Genomic DNA, 22,242 nt, shown 5'->3' with positions numbered 1-22,242 from the left:
CGGCTACAGTGCCGCCATGAACACTGGGGGGCGTACGGGGGCGGCAGCCGGCGCGGCGCCGACGTTGGAGGACGTGGCGCGCGCGGCCGGAGTGTCGAGGGCGACGGTGTCCCGGGTGGTCAACGGCGTCCGCAACGTCGACCCGGCGATCCGGGGAGCGGTCCAACGGGCCGTCGTGGCCACCGGGTACGTGCCCAACCGGGCGGCGCGCTCGCTCGTCACGCGCCGTTCGGGGGCGGTGGCCCTGGTGGTCTCCGGTGCCGGACGGGACGAGGGCGCGGCCGGCGTCTTCCAGGACCCCTTCTTCGGACGGGTGGTCGGCGCGGTGGTGCACGCGCTGCGTCCGAGCGGGGTGCACCCGATGCTGATGTTCGCCGACTCCGCGTCCGACCGCGAGCAGGTGCTCGCCCACCTGGGGCAGGGCGGGGCCGACGGCGCCCTCCTCGTCACCACGCACCCCGAGGACCCGCTGCCCGCGCTCCTGGCCGAAGCCGCCCTGCCCGCCGTGCTGTTCGCCCGCCCGGCGACCGGCGCGCCCCCGGTGGACTGCGTGGACCTGCGCCACCGCGAGGGCGGCGCGCTCGCGGCCCGGCACCTCCTGGGCTCCGGGCGCCGAAGGCTCGTCGCGATCGGTGGCCCCGGACGGGTGGCGGCGAGCCGGGACCGCGTCGGGGGCTTCCGCGAAGGGGCCGGACCGGCGCTGCTGCGCGTGGCCGAGGCCGACTTCACCCTCGCCGCCGGCGAGACGGCGATGCGCACCCTGCTGGCCGAACACCCCCGGCTGGACGGGGTGTTCGCCGCCAATGACCTGATGGCCCAGGGTGCCTGCCTGGTGCTGCGCGAACACGGGCGCCGGATCCCCGAGGACGTGGCGGTGGTCGGCTTCGACGACTCCAGCGCGGCGACCGCCTGCCGGCCGACACTGACGACGGTCCGCCAACCCGTGGAGGAGATGGCCGCCGAGATGGTCCGTCTCCTGCTCGACCGCCTCGCCGGCCCCAAGGGCCCGCCCGAACCGGCCGTCGGCACCACACCGGCGGATACCGCGCCCGCGGACACCGGGCCGGACGGCGGCGGCCCGGACGCGGGAGGCCCGGACGGCGGAGGATCGGAGGGCGGCGGCCCGGTCGCGGTCGGGCCGCGTACCGTGCTGTTCGCGCCCTCCCTCATCGTCCGCGACTCCGCCTGAGCACCCCCGCGCCCGTCGGGTCCGCCCGGGTCCGGGGTGTCCGGCCCGCGGCTCAGGCCCGGCCGCGTACCTCCAGGGCCGTGGCCCAGCCGGGCTGCTGCACGACGGGCTCCGGGAGCATCCGGCGGCCGCCCCGGGCGAAGAAGTCCGACAGGGGCAGGGTGGCCGCGCCGACCGTGACCGCGTCCGGGCCGAGGGAGCCGAGGCCGATGGTGACCCGGCCGGCCGGGTGGCGCAGCGAGTAGCGCGTGGCGTGCCGACGGACCGCGGGCAGGAGGTGCGGGCCCAGCATCAGGCCCGCCCAGCCGCCGATCAGGATCCGCTCCGGCCGGAACAGGTTGATGAGGTCGGACAGCCCCGCCCCCAGGTACTCGGCCGTCTCCTCCATCAGCTGGAGGGCCACCGGGTCATCCGCGCGCGCCGCCGCGAGGAGGCTGGACAGCGCCTCCTCCTCGTCGACGCCCTCCACCGACCCGACGCCCTCCAGGCACCCGACGTCCTCCACCGACCCGACGCCGTCCCCCGACCCGAGGCCCACCACCGACCCGACGCCACGGACATCAAGGACGTCACCGCCGTCACCGTCACCACGGTCACCACCACCCCCGCCCCGCCCCGGCCCCCCGCCGAGTTCCGCCCACCGGGCCAGGATGGCCTCCGCGCCCGTGTACGCCTCCAGGCAGCCGAGCGCGCCGCAGCGGCAGCGCCGCCCGCGTACCGACACCGTCAGGTGGCCCCATTCGAGGGGCGCGCCCTCGGTGCCGCCGCCGGGCGAGCCGTCGGTGATGAGGCTGGCGCCGACGCCCGACCCGAAGAGCACCACCACGGCGTCCCGTGCGCCCCGACCCGCGCCGAACCACATCTCGGCCTGGCCGAGGGTGCGGGCTCCGTTGTCGATGAGGTACGGGATCTCGTCCGGGACGGCCTTCGTGGCGCGCAGCAGCGCCTCCAGCGGGACCGCGTCCCAGCCGACGGTCTGTCCGTGGACGACCGTGCCGCCGGGGGCCTCGCGGTCCACGATCCCGGGCACGCCCACTCCGACGCCCAGCAGGCGGTCCGTGCTGACGTCCGCATCGGCGAGGACGGTCGCGATGCCGGTGCGGATGTGTTCCACGATCGGCCCGACGTCGTACACCCCACGGGGTGCCAACGGCAGTTCGGCGCGGGCCAGTTCGGTGAGGGTCAGGTCGAACAGCTCGACCCGGACCCGGGTTTCGCCGACGTCCACCCCGATCATGTGCGCGCTGCCGGGCGCGACGCGCAGCAGGGTGCGCGGGCGGCCCCCGTCGGAGTCGACGTTCCCGGCCTCCTCCAGCAGCCCGTCCGCGATGAGTTCGCCGACCACGTTGGAGACCGACCCGGAACTCAACCCCGTCGCGGGGCCCAGCTCCTGACGGCTCATCGGGCCGCCGAAATACAACCGTTGCAATACGGCGCTGCGGTTGCCGCGCCGCAGGTCCCGCACCGTACGTCCGCTCCGACCCGTCATCTGGCTCCTTCCGCCGTGACACCGCTCGCAACATACCCCCGCGCGACCCCTTGACGCGACCCTTTCACGAGGCTTAACTCACGTCCTAAATTAAGGCCTGGAAGCACAGGGCGCCCCGAGGTCCCGGGCCGACGATCCCGGGGTGCCCGCCGCCGGCCTTCCCAAGACCCTGCCGAAAGGGGCCGATCCGCCATGCGCAGAACCCGAGCCGCAGCCGCCGCGATCACCGTCTCCCTCCTCGCCGCCACCGCCACCGCCTGCGGCGGCGGCTCCGCGGACAGCGGGGGCGGCTCCAACGCCGCCCCCAAGGAGCTCACGTACTGGGCGTCCAACCAGGGCCCCGACATCGCGACGGACCAGGCGGTCCTCGGCCCCGAGCTGAAGAAGTTCGAGCAGCAGACCGGCATCAAGGTCAAGCTCGAAGTGGTCCCGTGGTCCGACCTCCTGAACCGCATCCTCGCGGCCACCGCCTCCGGACAGGGCCCGGACGTGCTCAACATCGGCAACACGTGGTCCTCTTCCCTCCAGGCCACCGGAGCGCTGCTCCCGTGGGACGCGAAGAACTTCGACGCCATCGGCGGCAAGGACCGCTTCGTGACCTCCGCCATCGGTTCGGCGGGCGCCGTCGGGAAGGACCCGGCCGCCGTCCCGCTCTACTCGATGTCCTACGCCCTGTACTACAACAAGAAGGTCTTCCAGGAGGCGGGCATCGAGAAGCCCCCGGCCACCTGGGACGAGATGACCACCATCGGCCAGAAGCTGTCCAAGGACGGGAAGTGGGCGCTGGGGGCCGAGGGCGCGAACCTCTCCAACAACATCCACCAGGCCTTCGTCTTCTCCCAGCAGCACGGCGCCTCCTTCTTCGACGCCGCGGGCAAGCCCACCTTCGACACCGCGGCCAACGTCGACGCCGTCAAGCAGTACGTCGACCTGATGGCCAAGGACAAGATCATCGCTCCGGGCAACGCCGAGTACGACAAGAACCAGTCCCTCCAGGACTTCGCCAACGGCAAGACCGCCATGGTCCTGTGGCAGAGCGCGGCGTCCAGCTTCAAGGCCAACGGCATGAAGGAGGGCGACTGGGGCGTCGCCCCCGTCCCCGTCCCGGCCGGCGGCGCCCCCGGCACCGGCAAGAACGTCAACTCCATGGTCGCCGGCATCAACCTGGCCGTCTTCAAGAACACCGACAACACCGACGGCGCGCTGAAGTTCGTGAAGTTCATGACCAGCGACGAGGAGCAGACCCTCCTCAACAAGACCTACGGCTCCATCCCGCCGGTCAAGGCCGCCCAGAGCGACGCCGCCTTCGCCACCGACGACCTCACCGTCCTGCGCAACACCCTGGGCACCAGCGCCGCCCCGCTGCCGCAGGTGCCCGAGGAGTCCCAGTTCGAGACCGCCGTCGGCACCGCTGTCAAGGAGCTGTTCGCCGACGCCGCCGCCGGGCGGACCGTGACCGTCGAATCGGTCAAGGCGAAGCTCACCAAGGCCCAGCAGCAGATGGCGAAGTGAGCGGGACCCGATGACCTCCACCACGGCAGGGCGGGTACGGCGCACCGCCGCCCGCGTACGAAGCACCGGACGCGCGCGCCGGGCCGCCCTGCCCTACCTCCTGCTCCTGCCCGCCCTGCTCCTCGAACTCCTCATCCACCTGATCCCCATGGTGATGGGCATCGCGATGAGTTTCCGCGAGCTGACCCAGTTCTTCATCCGGGACTGGTCCCGGGCCCCCTGGACGGGCTTCGACAACTTCGCGCTGGCCGTCGACTTCGACAGGCCCGTCGGCGAGGCCCTGCTCGGCTCCTTCGTCACCACCTGCCTGTTCACCCTGCTGTCGGTCGGCCTGTGCTGGCTGACCGGCACCGCCGCCGCCATCTTCATGCAGGAGACCTTCCGGGGTCGCGGCCTGCTGCGCGCGCTCTTCCTCGTCCCGTACGCCCTGCCCGGCTACGCGGCGGTCATCACCTGGGCGTTCATGTTCCAGCGGGACAACGGCCTGGTGAACCACGTCATCCACGACCAACTCGGCCTGGGAGGCGCCGAACACACCTTCTGGCTGCTCGGCGAGAACAGCTTCTGGGCCCTGCTCACGGTGTCCGTCTGGAAGGGCTGGCCCTTCGCCTTCCTGATCGTGATGGCCGCCCTGCAGAACGTCCCCAAGGAGCTGTACGAGGCCGCCGCGCTCGACGGGGCCGGCGTCTGGCAGCAGATCCGCCGGATCACGCTGCCCTCGGTCGGAGCGGTCAATCAGGTACTGATCCTGGTGCTGTTCCTGTGGACCTTCAACGACTTCAACACGCCGTTCGTGCTCTTCGGCAAATCCGCCCCCGAGGCCGCCGACCTGATCTCCATCCACATCTACCAATCCAGCTTCGTCACCTGGAACTTCGGCACCGGATCGGCCATGTCCGTCCTCCTGCTGCTGTTCCTGCTGCTGGTCACCGCGGTGTACCTGTTCGTGACCACCCGCGGACGGAAGGACGCCGATGCCTACTAGAGCGCGCAGTCCGCTCGACCCGCCCACGTCCTTCCGGGTGGTGCGGGCCGTGTTCCTGACCCTGCTCACCGGCTTCGTGGGGCTACCGGTGTTCGTGATGGTCACCAGCTCCCTCAAGCCGCTCAAGGACGTGGCCGGGCAGTTCCGTTGGATCCCCAGCGGTCTGACCGTCCGCCCCTACTTCGACATCTGGCACACGGTCCCGCTCGCCAAGTACTTCCTGAACTCCCTGATCGTGGCGGGCAGCGCCACCGTGTGCTCGGTGGTCATCGCCGTCTTCGCTGCCTACGCCGTCAGCCGCTACCGCTTCCGCGGCAAGCGACTGTTCACCGTCACGGTTCTCTCCACCCAGATGTTCCCGGGGATCCTCTTCCTCCTGCCGCTGTTCCTCATCTTCGTCAACATCGGCAACAGCACCGGGGTGGCCCTGTACGGCTCCCGCGGCGGACTGATCCTCACCTACCTCACCTTCTCCCTCCCCTTCTCCATCTGGATGCTCATCGGGTACTTCGACTCGGTGCCCCGCGAGCTCGACGAGGCGGCCACCGTCGACGGCTGCGGCCCCCTCGGCGCGCTCTTCCGCGTCGTGGTCCCCGCCGCCGTGCCCGGGATCGTGGCCGTCGCCGTGTACGCCTTCATGACCGCCTGGAGCGAGGTCCTCTTCGCCTCCGTCATGACGAACGACGCGACCCGCACCCTCGCCGTCGGACTGCAGGGCTACTCCACGCAGAACGACGTCTACTGGAACCAGATCATGGCCGCCTCGCTCGTCGTCAGCATCCCCGTCGTCGCCGGATTCCTTCTGCTGCAGAAGTACTTGGTGGCCGGACTCACGGCAGGAGCCGTCAAGTGACCCTTTCCGAAAGCCTCCCCATGACCGACTCCCGTGCCCTCCCCGACGCCGCACCGCACGGCATCGACCTGGCCGCGCTGCCCCGCGACTTCCAGTGGGGCACCGCGACCTCCGCCTACCAGATCGAGGGCGCCGTGGCCGAGGACGGCCGGGGCCCGTCCATCTGGGACACCTTCTCCCGTACCCCCGGGGCCATCGCCAACGGCGACTCCGGGGACACCGCCTGCGACCACTACCACCGTTGGCCCGAGGACGTCGCCGTCATGAAGGGCCTCGGCGCCAACGCCTACCGGCTGTCGGTCGCCTGGCCCCGGGTGTTCCCCGGCGGCGACGGCCCCGCCAACGCCAAGGGCCTGGACTTCTACGACCGCCTGATCGACGGCCTGCTCGCCGCCGGCATCGCCCCCTCCGTCACCCTCTACCACTGGGACCTGCCCCAGGCCCTCCAGGACCGGGGAGGCTGGCCCGAGCGCGCCACCGCCGAGCACTTCGCCGCGTACGCGGGCGTCGTCGCCGAACGCCTCGGCGACCGCGTCACCCAGTGGGCCACCCTCAACGAACCGCTGTGCTCGGCGTGGATCGGCCACCTGGAGGGCGTCATGGCCCCCGGCTGGAAGGACCTCACCGCCGCCGTCCGCGCCTCCTACCACCTGCTGCTGGGCCACGGCCTGGCCACCCAGGCCGTGCGGGCCGCCGCTCCCGGCGCGCGGATCGGCATCGTCAACAACCTCTCCACCGTCGCGCCGGCCACCGACTCCGAGGCCGACCTGGCCGCCGCCCGCCGGATGGACGGCCATGTCAACCGCTGGTGGCTCGACCCCGTCCACGGCCGCGGCTTCCCCGCCGACATGCTGGAGGTCTACGGCGTCGAGCTCCCCGAACGCCCCGGCGACCTGGCCGCCATCGGCGCCCCCCTGGACTGGACCGGCCTGAACTACTACTTCCCGCAGATCGTCACCGCCGACCCGGACGGCCCCGCCCCCTTCGCCCGGATGATCGACCGGCCGGGCGTCCCGCGCACCGGAATGGACTGGGAGGTCGACGCCGGCGGGCTGGAGACCCTCATCATGCGGCTGACCGAGGAGTACGGGGCCCGGTCCATCCACATCACCGAGAACGGCTCCTCCTACCCCGACACGGTCGCCCCCGACGGCAGCGTGCACGACCCCGAGCGGGCCGCGTACCTGACCGCCCACCTCGCCGCCTGCGCCCGGGCCGCCCGCCGCGGGGCCCCGCTGGCCGGGTACTACGCCTGGTCCCTGCTGGACAACTTCGAGTGGGCCTACGGGTACGACAAGCGCTTCGGCCTCGTCCACGTCGACTACGCGACCCAGCGCCGCACCGTGAAGTCCAGCGGCCACCGGTACGCCGAGGTGGTCGCCGCCCACCGGGCGCTGTAGCCCCCGCCCCCGCCGATCGCCCGGACCCACCGACCGCCTTCCCGCGCCGCGCCGTGCCCGCCCCGCCTCCCGGGGCGGGCACGGCCTTTCGTGGTGGGATGAGGAGGGGGGGATCCAGCAGCGCACGGAGAGGTGAGGTGCATGACCGACGACGCCGAGGGCACCATGCGGGCGATGACCTACGACACGTACGGCGGAACGGAGGTGCTCCGCGAGAGCCGCGTGCCGGTCCCCAAGGTCGGTCCCGGAGAGGTCCTCGTCCGGGTCAGGTACGCGTCCGTGAACCCGGTCGACTGGAAGATCATGGCGGGCGGGCTCGACGGCATGATGGACGTCGTGTACCCCGTCGTCCCCGGCTGGGACGTGGCCGGCACCGTCGAGCACGTCGGCATCGACACCCCCGAGTTCACCGCGGGCGAGGAGGTCATCGCCTACGCCCGCAAGGACTACGTGCACGGCGGCACCTTCGCCGAGTTCGTCACCGTCCCCGTACGGGCCCTCGCCCACAAGCCCGCCTCGCTCAGCTGGAAGCAGGCCGCCGGACTGCCGCTCGCCGGCCTCACCGCCCTCCAGTTGCTCACCCGCCTCGACACCGGGGACGGCGACATCGTCCTGGTGCACGGAGCGGCGGGCGGGGTCGGGTCCTTCGGCGTGCAGATCGCCCATGCCCTGGGAGCGCGCGTCATCGGCACCGCCTCCGAGCGCAACCACGATCGTCTGCGCTCCCTCGGCTGCGAACCCGTCGCCTACGGGGACGGCCTGGTCGAGCGGGTCCGCGCCCTCGCCCCCGAGGGCGTCAGCGTTGTCGCCGACTTCGTCGGCGGGGTCCTCGACGACACCCTGGCGGTCCTCTCCAAGGGAGGGCGGCACGCCTCCATCGCCGACCCCGCGGTCCTCCAATCGGGCGGCCAGTGGATGTGGGTCCGCCCGGACGGGTCCGGCCTCGCCGAACTCGGCCGCCTCGCCGACTCCGGCCGGCTCACCGTCACCGTCGCCGAAACCTTCCCGCTCGCCGACCTCGCCGCGGCCTTCGACCTGAGTCGCGACGGCCACACGGCGGGGAAGATCGTCATCGAACTCTGAGGGCCGCCCCCGCGCCCCCGGCTTCCTGCCACCCGCCCGCGGACGCGCGGAACCGCGCGCCGCCCGGCGGGTGGGAGGGGCGGCGCGCGGAGTACCGGGAACCCGTGAGGTGTCCGCGCGGCCGCGTCAGGCGGGCCCCGCGGACACCTCCGGTCATCAGGTCAGGCGTACACCCCGAAGTGGAACAGGGAGTAGCCGTACCCCGTGCCGCGCTGGGTCAGGTCCAGGCGGACGTAGCGTCCCGACGCGGAGACGTCGAAGTCGTCGATGCCTCCGTCGCCGGTGGTGGTGGAGTAGGCCGTCCGCCAGTTCTGGCCGTCGTCCGACACCCGGATGGTGTAGGCCTTGCCGTACGCGCCCTCCCACACCAACTGCGCGTGCTTGAGCTGCTTGACGGAACCCAGGTCGACCTGGAGCCACTGCGGATCGGCCCAGGTGCTGGCCCAGCGGGTATCGTTGCGCCCGTCCGTGGCCAGCTGGGGACCGCAGGGGCAGCCGCCGTAGCCGTCGTTCTGGTAGGTGGACGCCGTGGTCGGCCGGTTCAGGGCGACGTTCGTACCCGCCACGGGCGGCGGGACCACCCGTACCGACCGCTGCTCCACGCCCACGTTGCCCCGCCCGTCCTTCACCTTGACGTAGAGCTTCCACACCCCGGTCTTCGACGGGGCCGTGGCCTTGAGCGTGCCGTTGCCCAAGTTCGTGAACGGTACGGAGGCCAGGCCGCCGCCGCCGTCCACGTACTTGCTGCCCCACAGCACCTCGTAGGCGAGCTGGTCGCCCTCGGGGTCGGTCGCCGGGGCCTGGATGGTGATCTCCTTGCCCGCCGGGACCGCCGACGCGTCGGCGACCGCCGGGACCTGCACGGTCGGCGGCAGGTTGTCCCCGGCGGTGTTCCCGCCGTAGGCCCGCTTGACCGCGTAGTACATCTTGCGGCGCTCACCGGCCGGGGTCAGGTTGAACCAGTGGCCGCCGAAGTCGTACTCGGTGCCGTAGTGGAAGACCGTCGCGCCCAGCGCCACCCCCCGGTGGCCCGTGACGCAGTTCCACGCGTTGGTGTAGCCGTCGGCCTTCGCCTGGTCGCCCGGCTCCAGCGGCACCCCGTTCGCGTCGTTGGGGACCTCCCACTCGCCGGCCGGACCGGTCTCGGTGATCAGATAGGGCTTGGTGTAACCACCCTGCTCCCAGGCCTGCTTGACCCCGCACACCTCCTTGTAGGAGTTGACGGAGTACAGGTCCAGCGCGGGGGAGTTGCGCTTGTAGTACGTCCAGGCCCCCACCCAGGCGTCGGTGGAGGTGACGGGGTGGTTGGCGTCGATGGCGTGGATGGCCTTGGCCACGTCGTTGACGAAGGTGGTGTAGGCGTTGCGCTGGTTCTCCAGCTCGGTGCCCGAGTAGCAGTTCTGCAGGCCGAGGACCGATTCGTTGCCCACGTTCCACATGAGCACGCCCGGGTGGTCGCGGTACGTCTGCACCCACTTGGTGAACTCGGCGAGCATGTTGTTCTTGTAGGTCGTGTCGGTCACGTAGTTGGTGCATCCGCCGCTGCCCGGGCCGCCGCCGGGCTGGAGCCAGAAGCCGGCCACCACCTTGATGTTGTTGGCGGCGGCGGCGTCGAAGAGCTGACGGCTGGTGCCGTCGGTGCCCCAGGTCCGGATGGTGTTGGCGCCGAGCGACTTCACGTCGGGCAGCAGCCTGCCCGCGTCCGCCGGGGACGGGCCCCAGGTGACGCCCTTGACCGTGTACGGAGAACCGTCCACGGTGAGCTGCCAGTTGCCCTGGGTGCCGGTCACCTTGACCACGCTGCCGGCGGCCTGCGCGGGGCCGGCGGGGAGTACGGTCACGAAGCCGGCGAGGAGCGCGGCCGTGACGAGGGAACGCATGCGGGAGTGCACGCCTGGGCCTCCTTGGAGGGGTCGGGGAAGAGGGCGGTGGCCGTTACGGGAGCCGGTAGTCCGGACCCAGGACGGCGCCCGCCGCCGGGTGCGTCTCGTCGTAGCCGCGGGCGTTGCACTGGAGGCCGCCCTTGATGCAGTGCTCCACCATGGCGTTCAGCGTCCGGTCGTCCCAGGCGTTGAAGAAGTCGTAGTGGAAGGAGTGGCCGCTGCCGCTGGCCAGTCTGACCTGCGACATGTCCCCGCTGACGGGGAAGGCCATCTTGAACTCGACCATCGGCAGGGCGACCGGGTGATCGGCCGGGCAGACGTTGTCGTTGCTGCCGGGCTTCACCACCGGGTAGGCCATGTGCGCCTTGTGGTCCGGCGTGTCCAGGTACTTGCCGTCCCAGCAACTCGGCGACTGCATGCGGATGTTGAGCTGGGTTCCGGCCGGGCAGTTCGCCGGGAACTCGACGTTCTTGAAGCTGTCGCCGCACTCCCAGCCCTCGACCCAGCCCCGGTGGCCGCGGAACTCGGCCGCCGTCTGCGTCGGACTGCCGACGACGAAGCGCAGGCCCTTGGGGAAGGGGCGCACGCTCGTGTAGTCGGTGACGCCCGTCTTGTAGTAGATCACCTGCGGGCCGGTCGGGAGGACCTTGGTGTTGCCGTTGAACAGGCTCGGCATCCAGTATCCGGACAGGTCGCCGGGAGCGTTGCACGCCGTACCGCCGGCGCTCAGGGAGGCGGTGGTGCTGAAGGCGTCGGTCGTGGTGTTGCCCATGAAGGTGTGGTCGTGCGAGGCGCCCGGCCGGCCGGCGAAGACGATCGGGTCGTCGGGCGCGGTCCGGGAGACCGCGCAGTTGGCCTGGAACTCGTGGAAGTACCGGTCGGGCGGGTTGTTCCACGACGGGGTGACGCCGGTGACCTGCGGGACGGCGGGGATGTAACCGTCGCCGTCCGGGTCGTCCCCGGTCGCCAGCGGGGCCAGGGCGGTGTGGTTCATGTGGACGGCCGTACCGGCGTCGGGGGTGGCCTGGGCGGTCAGGGAGGCCGCGCCGAGACCGGCTGCGGCGGTCACGGCGAAGGCCGCCGAGACCAGTAGGGCGGACATGCTCCGCGAACGGATCTTCACTGCTGCTCCTCGGGTGGGGGAGCCCTCCCGGGCGGGAGGGCGGCTCGCTTCGGGAGAGCGCTCTCTCAAGCGGCCCGGAAAACGCGGGGCGGCCGGGTGCCGCCCCGCGTGTTCAGGGGGTTCGGGGACGGGTCAGGGGAAGGAGACGACCGTCGAGGGGGTGGTGGAGGTGCCCGACGTGGCGGCGCCGGTGTTGTTGATGACGTGCTCGTACTGGCCGTTGCCGCCCAGGGAGACCACGAGCAGGTCGTGGAACTTGACGCCCGGCTTCACCGGGACCTCGAAGCCGTGGTCCTGACGGATCGTCGGGTCCACGTTGTAGTAGCAGTAGCTGCCCAGGCCCCAGCCCTCGTGGGTGTTCACCGAGTCGGCCACCTTGTAGGCCGCGTAGCCCTTGGTCGCGCCGTTCTGCACGGCGGCCTGGTTGGGGGCGTCGTAGGCCTTCTCGTTCTGGAAGAAGATCGTCCGGCCGCGCTCGCCGTTCCACTCCACGTCGTACTTGTTGAAGTGTTCGACGAACAGGCCGGTGGCCAGGACGTCGTCACCGTTCACCCGGAACCCGTAGTCGGAGCGGTTGGTCTCCCAGCCCACCCCGTCCCCGTGGTCGGCCCGCCAGATCCAGGTGTGGTCGACGATCGTGTCGTGGTTGTTGATGACCATCCCGGCGCTCGCCTTGCCCGGGCCGGCGCCGCCGACGCGGATGAAGACGTCCTGCACGGTCGTCGGGTTGGCCGCGTGGTCCGTGGTGGTGCCGGCGGGGCCGACCTCCAGCAGGGAGGGGGAGTTGACCGGGCCGGCGTCGATCAGGAAGCCGGCCAGCTTGACCCCGTCCACGTCGGCGACCTTCATCGCCGTCACGCCGTTGTCCGGGATCAGCGTGGCCAGACCGAGGCCCAGGACCACCGTGTCGGGGCGGTTGACCTGGATGGTCTGGTTCACGTGGTAGACGCCGGGGGTGAAGAGCAGGTGCAGGCCCTGGGTCAGCGCCTGGTTGATCGTGGCGGCGCTCGCGCCCGGCTTGACCACGTAGAACTGGCTCAGCGGGATCGAGGTGCCCTGCGGCGCCCCGTTGCCCCACGAGGTGCCGCGGGCGTTGGTGCGCTTGGCCGGGACGAAGACCTTGTACTCGGAGCCGTCCAGGTACAGGAAGGGCTTCTCGCGGGAGACCGGGGTGGTGTCGAGCGTCGTGTAGCGGGGCTCGGGGAAGCCCTGCGCGGGTGCGCCCTGGGTGCCGGAGAAGACCTGGTTCCAGACGCTGTTGGACCAGCCGCCGATGGAGCTGTCCCGGGTGTACCACTGCTGCTGCGAGTAGTTGCCGACCTGGCCGTCGATCTTCGAGTCGGCGATGTAGCCGCCCGAGGCCCAACCGTAGCCGTTCGGCGCCAGGTTGAGGCCGCCCTTGACGTGCATGCGACGGAAGGGCGCCGCCTGGGAGACGGCCCAGCGGTCGGTGCCGCTCACCGGGTTCAGCGCGAGGTTCTCCGCCGAACGCCAGAAGTTCTGGGTCGCGTTGCCGCCGAACCAGCCGGCGTCGACGGTGACGTCACCGTTGATCGTGGTGTCGTCGGGGTTCAGGCCGAGGCCCGAGATCGAGGTGTAGAAGCCGATCTGGGCGTTCAGTCCGTTGTAGGTGCCCGGCTTGAACAGGAACTGGTAGCGCCCGGTGCCGAACTGGGCCGACTCCTGCTGCGCGAAGACCTGGTCCAGCCTGGCCTGGATGTTCGGGGTCGACGGATCGAAGACGATCACGTTGGGGCCGAGGTCGCCGCCGCCGGGAAGGGTCGGGCCGCTCCCGGTGGTGCCGTAGACCTGGAACTCGAAGAGCGAGTAGCCGTATCCGGTGGTGCGCTGCGTGCCGAACACGCGGACGTAGCGAGCGGTGCCGCTCACGTCATGCGTGACGTTGCCGCCCGCGCCGGTGGTGGTGGAGTACGCGGTGGTCCAGTTGGAGCCGTCGGTGGACAGCTCGATCCGGTACGCCTTGGCGGCGGCGGCCTCCCAGCGCAGAGCCACCTGGCTCAACTGGGCGGGGGCGCCGAGGTCCACCTGTATCCACTGGGGGTCGGCGAACTGGCTCGACCAACGGGTGCCGTTGTCGCCGTCGACGGCGGCGCTCGCCGGGGTGCCGGCCCCCTCCACCGTGGAGGCGGTGGCGGGCTTGCCCTGCGAGAGCAGGGTGGGCGCGGCGGTGGCGGTGGATCCGGGCAACAGGACGAGGAGGGCCGCCACCAGTGCGGCGGCCAGCGTCGCGACGGTGATGCGTGGCGGACGGTCGTGGAGCAGGGGCATGCGGGGTTACTCCTGACGTAGGGATCCGGGGGGATCGAAGCGTGAGTGAACTGCCCCGGGAGAGGGCCGTCAAGAGGTTTGGCGTTCATGAAATGAAGATCGAATGAGGTGTCAATTCTGTTTGGGGCCTGTGAACTTGGAGTTTCTTCAATCCTTGTGAAAAGTGTTGACGAAAAAACCCGGCAGGTCTGTACTGAGGCTCCTGACCGCTCCGTTCCACCGTGCCCGCCAAGGCGGTGCGCAGCGTCGGGCCCGAGTCGGCCGTGGTGCGGACCGAGTTCGGGAAGTGTTGCCGCACGGCGCCTTCGGGCTGCCGTGCGTTCGTTGTTCGTCGGCGCGGGCGGCCGCGGACGGCGCGGTCGTCGGCGCCGACGGCACGGAACGCGCGGGCGGTGGGGCGGAAGGGGTCGACGGCCCCGGAGGCGATCGAGGGGGCACGCCGACCCCGCCCCGCCGCCCGCGCGGTGCCCGCACGGGTACCGGCCCCGGCCCCGGCGTCCCGACTGTCAGGAGGTGGTGCTCCATGGGCGTACGGCACCTCGCCCGCTCCGGACGCGCCTTCCCGCCTCCCGGCCGGGGCGTGTTCCGGGGGACCTACCAGGCGCCCGGATCGGGAAGCTCGCCGCCGGCCACCCGGGTGACCTCGGTGCCCGCGAGCCCGGCCGCCCACGGCGTCGTCAGCGCGGCCAGGGCCGCCGCGTCCGGCGGGGTGGGACCCAGCCCGACCGCGTACCGGGCCACGGCCGCACTCCGCTCGAAGGGGCGGGGCCACGCGTGCGCCTGCCCGAGCCCGGCGTCCGCGAGGGCGCCCAGGAGGGCCCGCAGCCGGCCCCGGGTCCTGCCCAGGTTCTCCTCGAACTCCGCCGGCGCCGCGCCCCGTACGGTCACCACCGCCCAGGCCGCGTGCCGGCGGTGCAGGGGCGGGGCGGCCAGGACCCGCCCGAGGCCGTCCGGGTCCTCCTCCAGCAACTCCCAGGCCCGGTACAGCTCCTGGACCAGCAGGTCACGCATCCCCGGCCCCACTTGGCCGGTGCAGCCGCGGACCGGCGCCGAGGGGGTCAGGACGGTCACGGGGGCGGGCGCGGCGGCGGACCCCGTGAGCCCCGGCGCCGGGTCCGGGCGAGCGGCCGGGCGGGGACCCGGGCGGGCGGCCGAACCGGGGTCCAGGTGGACGGGCTCGGCCCAGTCCCAGGCGGCCCAGGTCCCGAAGAACTCCCGGCGCAGCGCGCCCGGGGCCAGATCCCCGGCCCCGCTCACCGTCCGTGCGGCCAACACCGCCCAGGCCACCCCCGGCAGCCCGCCGAACGGCGCCGAGTCCAACCCCCGGGCCCGTGCCCAGGCCTTCACCTCCCGCGCCAGCGCCGCGAAGGCGTCGGCCCGCTCCGCGCCCACGGCCTCCCGTACGGCGTCGGCGTCGCTCGGCGCGCTCAGTGCCACCGAGGCGGCCTCGCCCCACTCGGCCCGCCGGGCCACGGCCTCCCGCGGATCCAGGGCGCCCCCGGACACCACCACCAGGTCCACGTCCAGGCCCGACACGCGCAGCCGCAACCCCGGCACGCGGGCGCCGGTCACCTCCCGCGGGCGCCGGGCCGTCGGGAGCGCCGCCGCCACCCGGGCCCGCACCGTCGAGGCGTCCGCCGTACCCGGCAGCGCCACCACCAGGTCCAGGTCGGCCCCGGTCAGGGCGCAGCCCATCCGGCGCGAGCCCGCGACCCGCACCACCCCCTCGGGCAGGGCCGCCGCGATCCGCGCCGTGACCTCCCGGGCCGTCGCCTCCTCCTCGGGGCCGACCGGGAGCGGGACGGCGCCCGGGGCGGGGTCCTCCCACCGCACCGTGCCCGTACCCAGCTCCACCGTGGCCCGGACCTCCATCGGCCCGTCCCCGCGCCGCGACAGCACGGCCAGGGACGACACCCGGACGAGCCGGCCGTCACCCGGCGGCGGCACGAACTCCCGCGCCGCCCGCCGCACATCGCGCGCCCGACCGGTCGCCGGGCGCGGGGGCCGGCCCTCGGCGGGCCCCCGGCATCCGGGGAACCGCTCGACGAGGGCGCGCCGCAGCTCCCGCCAGGACGCGTTCCCGCCCGGACCGGCCACCAAGTCCCCCCACTCTGCGGCGTCCTCCCACTCCGCGGCGTCCCCCCACTCGGCGTTCTCCCGCCGGGCGGAGCCGGGCACGGCCTCCAGGCGGGCTGCGAACGGCTCGACGCCGGTCACGGCCGCCGCCAGGAACGGCAGCGCCTCCTCGAAGGAGGACTCCGGCACGAAGCCGAACAGCAGGCCCACGGGCGCGGGCCGGAGCACGCCCCCCGACCCGTGCGCGCCCGTCTCCGCGCCCGGCTCCGAGACCGCCGGGTCCTTCGGCGGCAGCCAGGCCACCGCCGTCCGCGAGGTCGCGGGTACGTCCAGCGGGGCGGGCCGCGCGCCCGGACCGCCGTACTCCAGGGTGGCCTCCACCCCGAAGTGGTCGGAGACGAACAGCCCCTCCGGCCCCGGCGCGGTGCCCCGCAGCGCGCACTGCGTCACCCGCGGGCCACCGTCCGGACCGAGGAGGATCCGGTCCAGCCGGCCCGCCCGTCCCGTCAACGAGCCCACGGCGGCCAGGGGGTTGGCCCCCGGGTCGAAGGTCGGGGTGTCGTCCGAGGCCCCGTGCGTCTCCGTCCAGGCGTCCCGCAGCCCCAGCGCGGCGGCCGGCCCCTCGGCGCCCGAGCGGCCGTCGTTGAAGTCGCCGAGCAGTACGACCCCGGCCGCTGCCGTGTCAGCGACCCCGACCAACCCCTCCGTCAGTGCGGCCAGTTGGGCCGTACGCAGCGCCGCCCCGTCGGCGGTGTGGTCGCTGGTCAGGTGCGTACCCGCGACCACGAGGGGCCCGGCGGCGGTGTCCACGGTGACGGCGGCGACCGCCTTGTGCGGGGCGAAGTGGTGCGCCCCGGCCTCCCGTACCGGCAGCCGGCTGAGGATCAGCAGCCCGGTGTCCCGGACGTCCGGGCCCTGGGGGTCGGTGCCCACCGCGTACCCGGACCGCACCCACGGAGCGGCCAGCAGCAGGGCGAGGAGCGCGGGTTCCACCTCCTGGAGCGCGATCACGTCGGCGTCCGCCTCCGCCAGGTCCGCCAGCAGCATCGGCCGGCGCCGGTCGGTGGCGATGAGCGGGGCGTCGTAGCGGTCCCACAGGGTGTTCCAGGTCAGCAGCCGCACCCTCGTCGAGGGCGCCGCGGCGGCCGGCGGGACCCCGCCGGGCCGCCAGGAGCCACTCGACGGATCCCAGGCGTGCGCGGTCCGGGCGGTGAAGAACGGCGCGCCCAGCAGGAGTTCCTCGCGCACCCGCCCGGCCCGCGTCCCGTCGATCCGGTCCACACCCGTGGCCCGGTCCCACACCAGCTCCCCGTCCGCCTCGACGAACAGCACCCGGTGCCAGGGGATGTCACCGCCGGGCACGAAGGAGGGCAACGGCACCCGCTTGGGCGCCGCGCCGCGCTGGAGGAGCCCGAACGTGAACCGTGCCGGGTCGAACCGGGGGTCCCAGCGGACCTGGTGGTACAGCTGCTCGCTCGTACGCATCAGACCTGGTCCCCCTCATGGCCCGGGCCCTCGCCCGCGCCTGCCTCGCCGGACGGCGCCAGGCCGCCTTCCGTGTCCTCGATCCGGCCGCCCGCGCCGACGTACCAGGTCCGGTGCGCCTCGCCCGGGTAGGGCGGGACGAACCGGCGCAGCTGCCCCGTCAGGACGGGCGCCGGTACGGGATGCGGCCGCACGGCGTTGCGCCGCAACAGTTCCGCCTCCTCCACGAGCGCCACCACCTGGGTGACGAGGGCGTCCCGGCGGCCGGCCGCGCCCGTGACCAGGCCGCGCTGTCGCGGGGTGAGGCCAGTGGCGTCCCACACCACGGTGCCCCCCGAGGCCAGGGCCCGGTCGAGCCGGTCCAGGCCCTCGCGGAGCACTTCCTGATTGGCCCCTTGGTCGGCGCGCTCGCCCCGGTCGGCGCGCAGGTCGTCGAGGGCGATGTACGCGCTCACCCCGGGCAGCGACCGGGCGAAGGTGCTCTTTCCGCTGCCGGAGGGCCCCGACAACTGGACGAGCCGAGGCCGGTCGGCGCCGGCGCGCAGGCCCCAGGTGGCCGCCACCGCCTCCTCGGCGGTGGAGAGCCGGCCCTGCCCGAAGGCCTCGCGGGCCTGCGCCCAACAGCGGTCCGCCACCGCCCCGTCCCATCCGACCAGGGCTTCGCGCAGGCCCCGACGCAGCGCCCCCAGGGGGTCCGCCCCCAACAGCCCCGCCTCCTCGGCGTACAGGGCGGACCACTCGGCGCACTCCCGCTCGGCCGCGTCGCCCGGCAGGGCCGCCGCCAGCGCGTGCAGCACCCCGAGATCGGCCGCCGCCGCCATCCGTACGAGGCCGGCCCGCCGCGCCTCATCCGGGAACGGCCTGCGCAGCGCCGGGTACAGCCCGACCAGGTCCGCGACCCGCCGCGCCGTCCGCATCCCGAGCGGTCCGGCCGCGAGCCGCGCCCCGAGAGCCGCCCGAGGCTCCCGGTGCAGGGCTGCGGCCAAGACCCCGGCGAGGCGGTCCTCCCCGGTCCGGCCGGCGCCGTCCAGCAGTGCGGTGACCTCGGCGACGGCCGAGGCCGCCCCGTCGGCGGCCGTGCCCCCGACGGCCGACAGCAGCCCGGCGAGATCGGGCTCGGCGCCCGAACGGACCGCCCACAGCGGGGCGTTCGCTCCGAGGCCGTTCGGGACGACCGGGGCGTACATCCAGTGCGTGTCGGTGCGCACGTGGCCGACCCGGACCCACTTGGCCACGTACCGTCCGAAGTCCGCGCGTTCGAAGCCGGCCACCGGCCGGACCACGAAGCCCTCCTGACGGGAGGTGTCGATCCGCAGCCCGCGCAGGACCCGCTCGTCGTGGACGCCGCGCCAGAGCACGCGCGGGGTGGGGATCCCGAGACCGCGCAGGAAGCGTACGGTCCGGTCCCAGTCGAGGCAGTGGTCGCCGTCCCACACGGAGAACCCGTAGAACCAGCTGTCGAGTTCCTCGTAGGCGAGCGAGTGCCGCGCGTACAGGTTCTCCCCGCACACCCGCCACCCGCGCGGGATCCCGCCGCCGATCCGCCCCTGGAGGCCCTTCACCCAGGCGCGGGAGGGGTGGTGACCGGAGTCGAGGGAGCGGGCGTGCAGGGCGTCGGAGTACAGGGTGGTGTTCTCCCCGTCGAGCTTCTCGGTGACGACCACCTCCCGCCCGGCCAAAGCGGAGGTCCCGCTCGCCCGCACATCGTCGGAGGTGGCCCCGGGCGACCAGGGCAGGTGCGCGGTGCGGGGGTAGTGCGTGCGCATGGCGTGCTCCAGCCGGGGGGTACGGGGTGTTCCGTCACCCTAGGTACCGACGGGGGGTCGCATCCACCCGTTTTCGCCGGTCCGGGGCGGGTTCGGGAGCCCGGCGAGGGAAGCGCGAGCGGCTCATGCCCCGTGCGCGACGAGGCTCCGGGCACAGTCGAGCACCGTCTCGCGGGCCGGGCGCGGCTGCCGGTGGAGGACCCGCCCCGCCTTCTCCGTACTGTGCCGGTTGCGCCGCCCCGGGGACCGGCGCGCAGGCCGTCCTCGTCACCGGGGGAACCGACTACCTCGCCGGCTGGTGCGTCGTCGAACTGCTCCGGCGGGGTTACCGGGTCCGCACCACCGTGCGCGGCGCGGGACGCGAGCGGGCCGTCACCGAAGCCGTCTCCCGCGTCGCCGATCCGGCCTCGGCCGGCGGCACTTCGCCTTCGCTGGCCTCACCGCCGACGAGGGCCGGCGCGAGGCGATGGAGGGCGTCACCTCCGTGCTCCACGTGGCCTCGCCCCTCGGCGCGACCTCCGACCCGAACGCCGGCCTCGCCGCACCGGCCCGTGGCGGCGCGGCGCGGGTGCTGTGCGCCGCCACGGAGGCCAACGTCCGGCGGGTGGCGTCCGGTGGGTGGCGTCCGGTGGGTGGTGATGACCTCCGGCGGCGGGAGGATGCCGGGGGCGCCGCGCGTCGGACGGTAGGTCGTGGATGTGCGGGACCTCGTCGGCGTCCACCTCCGGGCGATGACCTCGCCGGACGCGGCGGGCGAACGGTTCCTGGCGACCGGGCAGTTCCTGTTGATGGCCGACATGGCCCGGGCCTGCGCGAGGGCCCCGGGGCCCGGGGCCGTTCCGTGTCGACCCGACGGATCCCCGACGCCCTCGTGCGCCTCACGGCCCGGTTCACCGACCCGACCCGACCCGACCCGACGCTCCGCGAGATCAAGCCCGCCCTCCAGCCCTTCGTCGAGGCCATCCGGACCCTCTTGGCGGCGGCGCCGCCGACGGCTCCCCGAAGCCCGGCCTGGACGCCGAGGATGTCCTCCGACAATTGAGCGTGCCGTGGCGGATCGACCCCGCGCGCGACGGGGCGCCCGCGCCGCCAGGATCCTCACCCTGATCATCGACGGCCTGCGCGCGCCCTGGGCGGCCGGGCTGCCTCCGGCCGTCCCTTCCGGGTCAGCGGCACAAGGCCGCGATCTGCGGGGAGACCGTCCCCTTCGCCGCCGCGCACAGCGGGGCCATGTCGTACGAACGCCCGGGCGCGGGCGGGGCCTTGGGGCGTACGGGCTTCTTCGCGCGCGGCTTCGCGGCGGAAGCGGCGGGGGCCCTCGCCTGGACGCGGTTGCCGGCGTGTCCCGGCGCGTGCCCCGAGGCGCGGCCGGGGGCGCGGACGGCCGTACGGCGCGGCGATCGGTCCTCGCCCGGGGGCGGGGCGGCCGGGGCGGCCTCCGGGTCGCCGCCTTCCGCGGGGCCGGGGTCCACCTCGGCGTCGGCCGGCCGGGGCGGCGGCTGCGACGCCACCACTTCCGGCAGCGACCCCAAGGGCAGGCCCGGCGACGGCGCCCGCGCGGTGCCGGCCGCCACCGGCGCCGGCCGGGAACGCCCCTCGGGCGCGGGCGACCGTACGGTCACGCACCCGGCGACCGGGACCAACACGAGCACGGCGAGGAACAGGGGCAGGGCCCGGCGCGACTGCATCCGCCCACCCTGCCGCACCGGGACCCCGGTGCGGGCACCCGCTCACACGGACGGGTGAGCGCCATCCGGGGGGTCGGCCGCCGCCGCAAGGCGTGGCAGCTCACCGCGAGGACATCGCCCTCCCGGGTCGATCACGTGGTCGGACCAGCGGCTTTCACACCGCCAGTCCGCACGACGGACCGTAGCAAGATCGACATAACCAGGTCATAAGATCCACCCGGCCGGGTCACGGCGAGGTATGCGGCAGGTAAAGAAGATCCGTCCCGGCCGCCCGGCATGCGGACGCACGGGTCCCGCCCGCGACGCCGAAGGCTCGGCGCGCTCGGGCGGTGGTCGCCGTAACCAGGGGGCCGCGCCCGCTGTTGCAGGGGCGTCGGACCCACCCACGGTGAACGGAGACCCATGCCGCAGCTGACCGAGGAACCCGGCCGCACCGGCACCTGGATGAACCCCGCCGAGTACGGCGCCTCGCGCGCCACGCTCTGGACCGGCGCGGTCGTCCTCGTCACCGACCCCGACGGCAGGGTCCTCGTCCAGACCGTCGACTACCGCTCCGACCGGCTGCTCCCCGGCGGCGCCGTCGACGCGGGGGAGGCGCCCGCCGCCGCCGCGGCCCGCGAGATGCGCGAGGAGCTGGGCATCGACGGGGACTTCCCGCGCGGGCTCGCCGTCGACTGGATCCCGGCCGACACCCCCGGCTTCCCGCCCGAGATGCGCTTCCCCGGGGAGATCCTGCACGTCTACGACGGCGGCACCTGGACCCAGGACCGGATCCGGTCCGTCCGCCTCCCGGCCCAGGAGATCACCGGCATCGACTTCGCGGAGCCCGCCGACCTGCCGGCCCTGATGGACGCGGGCGACGCCCGTCGGGCCCTGTCCGCCCTGCGCGCCCGCGTCAACGGTTCAGGCCCGGCCCTCCTGGAGGACGGCCGCCCCACCAACCCCACCGCCCTCGACCGCCTCGGGGTCCTGCGCAACCACCGCACCCCGCACCACGGCACGTGGCACCCGGGCCCCGTCCCGGCCCGGCTGCCCGTCCGGGACCGCTCCGGCTGGCTCTTCGCCCCCGACGGCCGGGTCCTGCTCCTCATCGCCCGCGCCACCGGCGCCGCGCACCTCCCCGCGCCCGACGCCGAACCGGCCGCCGGAGCCCTCCCGCTCGGCTACCGGTACGCCGACCGGGGCGCCCGGGCCCGTACGACGGCCCGGCTCACCGGCCTGTCCACCGCCCGCGACCCCGCGTACGCCCGACTGCTGGCCACCCCGGAACAGGTCCGCGAGCTGAGCGACTGGGGCCCGGCCGGGCGGGAGGAACTCGCGGCGGTCCACGAGGCCCGCGCCCGGTTCTCACTGCCCTGCCCGCCGCGCACCCCACCCACCGAACTGCCCGAGTCGGGCCTGCGCTGGTAGACCGCGGCCGC

The 22,242-nt window shown here is 73.7% G+C and carries 15 protein-coding genes; 8 read left to right on the top strand and 7 right to left on the bottom strand.

Annotation, left to right across the window (positions count from 1 at the left end; genetic code table 11):
• Positions 1-16: 16 nt before the first annotated feature.
• Positions 17-1,189: a LacI family DNA-binding transcriptional regulator gene (locus ACIOD1_RS11545; RefSeq protein WP_365612065.1), complete on the top strand. Its 1,173-nt coding sequence runs from the start codon at positions 17-19 to the stop codon at positions 1,187-1,189.
• Positions 1,190-1,241: 52 nt separating this feature from the next.
• Here the strand turns inward: ACIOD1_RS11545 and ACIOD1_RS11540 are convergent, their stop codons facing one another.
• Positions 1,242-2,678 carry an ROK family protein gene (locus ACIOD1_RS11540; protein ID WP_401901701.1) on the bottom strand — a complete coding sequence of 479 codons (1,437 nt, stop codon included), beginning with the start codon at positions 2,676-2,678 and terminating at the stop codon, positions 1,242-1,244.
• A gap of 192 nt (positions 2,679-2,870) precedes the next feature.
• On the opposite strand from ACIOD1_RS11540, the gene ACIOD1_RS11535 reads away from it, so the two are divergent.
• The 5 genes from ACIOD1_RS11535 (at position 2,871) to ACIOD1_RS11515 (ending at position 8,511) form a co-directional block, all read left to right on the top strand.
• Complete coding sequence (locus ACIOD1_RS11535; RefSeq protein WP_365612069.1) at positions 2,871-4,190, top strand: sugar ABC transporter substrate-binding protein; 1,320 nt, start codon at positions 2,871-2,873, stop codon at positions 4,188-4,190.
• A 10-nt stretch (positions 4,191-4,200) separates the two neighbouring features.
• The gene (locus ACIOD1_RS11530; protein WP_365612072.1) at positions 4,201-5,175 is read left to right on the top strand and encodes a sugar ABC transporter permease; all 975 of its coding nucleotides are present in this window, start codon (positions 4,201-4,203) and stop codon (positions 5,173-5,175) included.
• Positions 5,165-6,028 (top strand): carbohydrate ABC transporter permease, encoded by an 864-nt coding sequence (locus ACIOD1_RS11525; protein WP_365612075.1) that lies wholly within the window; start codon positions 5,165-5,167, stop codon positions 6,026-6,028. The genes ACIOD1_RS11530 and ACIOD1_RS11525 overlap by 11 nt, the downstream gene beginning before the upstream one ends.
• Positions 6,029-6,048: 20 nt before the next feature.
• Complete coding sequence (locus ACIOD1_RS11520; RefSeq protein WP_401902337.1) at positions 6,049-7,428, top strand: GH1 family beta-glucosidase; 1,380 nt, start codon at positions 6,049-6,051, stop codon at positions 7,426-7,428.
• A gap of 165 nt (positions 7,429-7,593) precedes the next feature.
• Positions 7,594-8,511: an NADP-dependent oxidoreductase gene (locus ACIOD1_RS11515; protein WP_401902335.1), complete on the top strand. Its 918-nt coding sequence runs from the start codon at positions 7,594-7,596 to the stop codon at positions 8,509-8,511.
• A gap of 161 nt (positions 8,512-8,672) precedes the next feature.
• On the opposite strand, the gene ACIOD1_RS11510 is transcribed toward ACIOD1_RS11515, so the two are convergent.
• The 5 genes from ACIOD1_RS11510 to ACIOD1_RS11490 all read right to left on the bottom strand — a co-directional run bounded on the left by ACIOD1_RS11510 (position 8,673) and on the right by ACIOD1_RS11490 (position 19,133).
• Positions 8,673-10,391, bottom strand: a complete 1,719-nt coding sequence (locus ACIOD1_RS11510; RefSeq protein WP_365613353.1) for a discoidin domain-containing protein — start codon at positions 10,389-10,391, stop codon at positions 8,673-8,675.
• Between the two features lie 55 nt (positions 10,392-10,446).
• A complete protein-coding gene (locus ACIOD1_RS11505) occupies positions 10,447-11,496 on the bottom strand; it encodes a DUF1996 domain-containing protein (RefSeq protein ID WP_401902333.1) in 1,050 nt (349 codons plus the stop codon).
• Positions 11,497-11,649: 153 nt separating this feature from the next.
• Positions 11,650-13,806 carry a discoidin domain-containing protein gene (locus ACIOD1_RS11500; RefSeq protein ID WP_365612081.1) on the bottom strand — a complete coding sequence of 719 codons (2,157 nt, stop codon included), beginning with the start codon at positions 13,804-13,806 and terminating at the stop codon, positions 11,650-11,652.
• A gap of 594 nt (positions 13,807-14,400) precedes the next feature.
• Positions 14,401-17,367 carry a poly(A) polymerase gene (locus ACIOD1_RS11495; RefSeq protein ID WP_401901697.1) on the bottom strand — a complete coding sequence of 989 codons (2,967 nt, stop codon included), beginning with the start codon at positions 17,365-17,367 and terminating at the stop codon, positions 14,401-14,403.
• Positions 17,367-19,133: an RNA ligase family protein gene (locus tag ACIOD1_RS11490; RefSeq protein ID WP_401901695.1), complete on the bottom strand. Its 1,767-nt coding sequence runs from the start codon at positions 19,131-19,133 to the stop codon at positions 17,367-17,369. Before ACIOD1_RS11490 ends, ACIOD1_RS11495 begins: the two co-directional genes overlap by 1 nt.
• Positions 19,134-19,974: 841 nt before the next feature.
• On the opposite strand from ACIOD1_RS11490, the gene ACIOD1_RS11485 reads away from it, so the two are divergent.
• Positions 19,975-20,175: a hypothetical protein gene (locus ACIOD1_RS11485; protein ID WP_401901694.1), complete on the top strand. Its 201-nt coding sequence runs from the start codon at positions 19,975-19,977 to the stop codon at positions 20,173-20,175.
• Between the two features lie 124 nt (positions 20,176-20,299).
• Here the strand turns inward: ACIOD1_RS11485 and ACIOD1_RS11480 are convergent, their stop codons facing one another.
• Entirely contained in the window at positions 20,300-20,821 is a 522-nt protein-coding gene (locus ACIOD1_RS11480) for a hypothetical protein (RefSeq protein ID WP_401901693.1), read from the bottom strand.
• Between the two features lie 402 nt (positions 20,822-21,223).
• Between ACIOD1_RS11480 and ACIOD1_RS11475 the strand changes: the two genes are divergently transcribed.
• A complete protein-coding gene (locus ACIOD1_RS11475; RefSeq protein ID WP_365612093.1) occupies positions 21,224-22,231 on the top strand; it encodes an NUDIX domain-containing protein in 1,008 nt (335 codons plus the stop codon).
• The last annotated feature ends 11 nt before the right edge of the window (positions 22,232-22,242 follow it).

It is taken from the genome of Streptomyces sp. NPDC088097 (assembly GCF_044741845.1).
Classification (GTDB): Bacteria; Actinomycetota; Actinomycetes; order Streptomycetales; family Streptomycetaceae; genus Streptomyces.
This window is presented reverse-complemented; position numbering and strand designations above follow the sequence as displayed.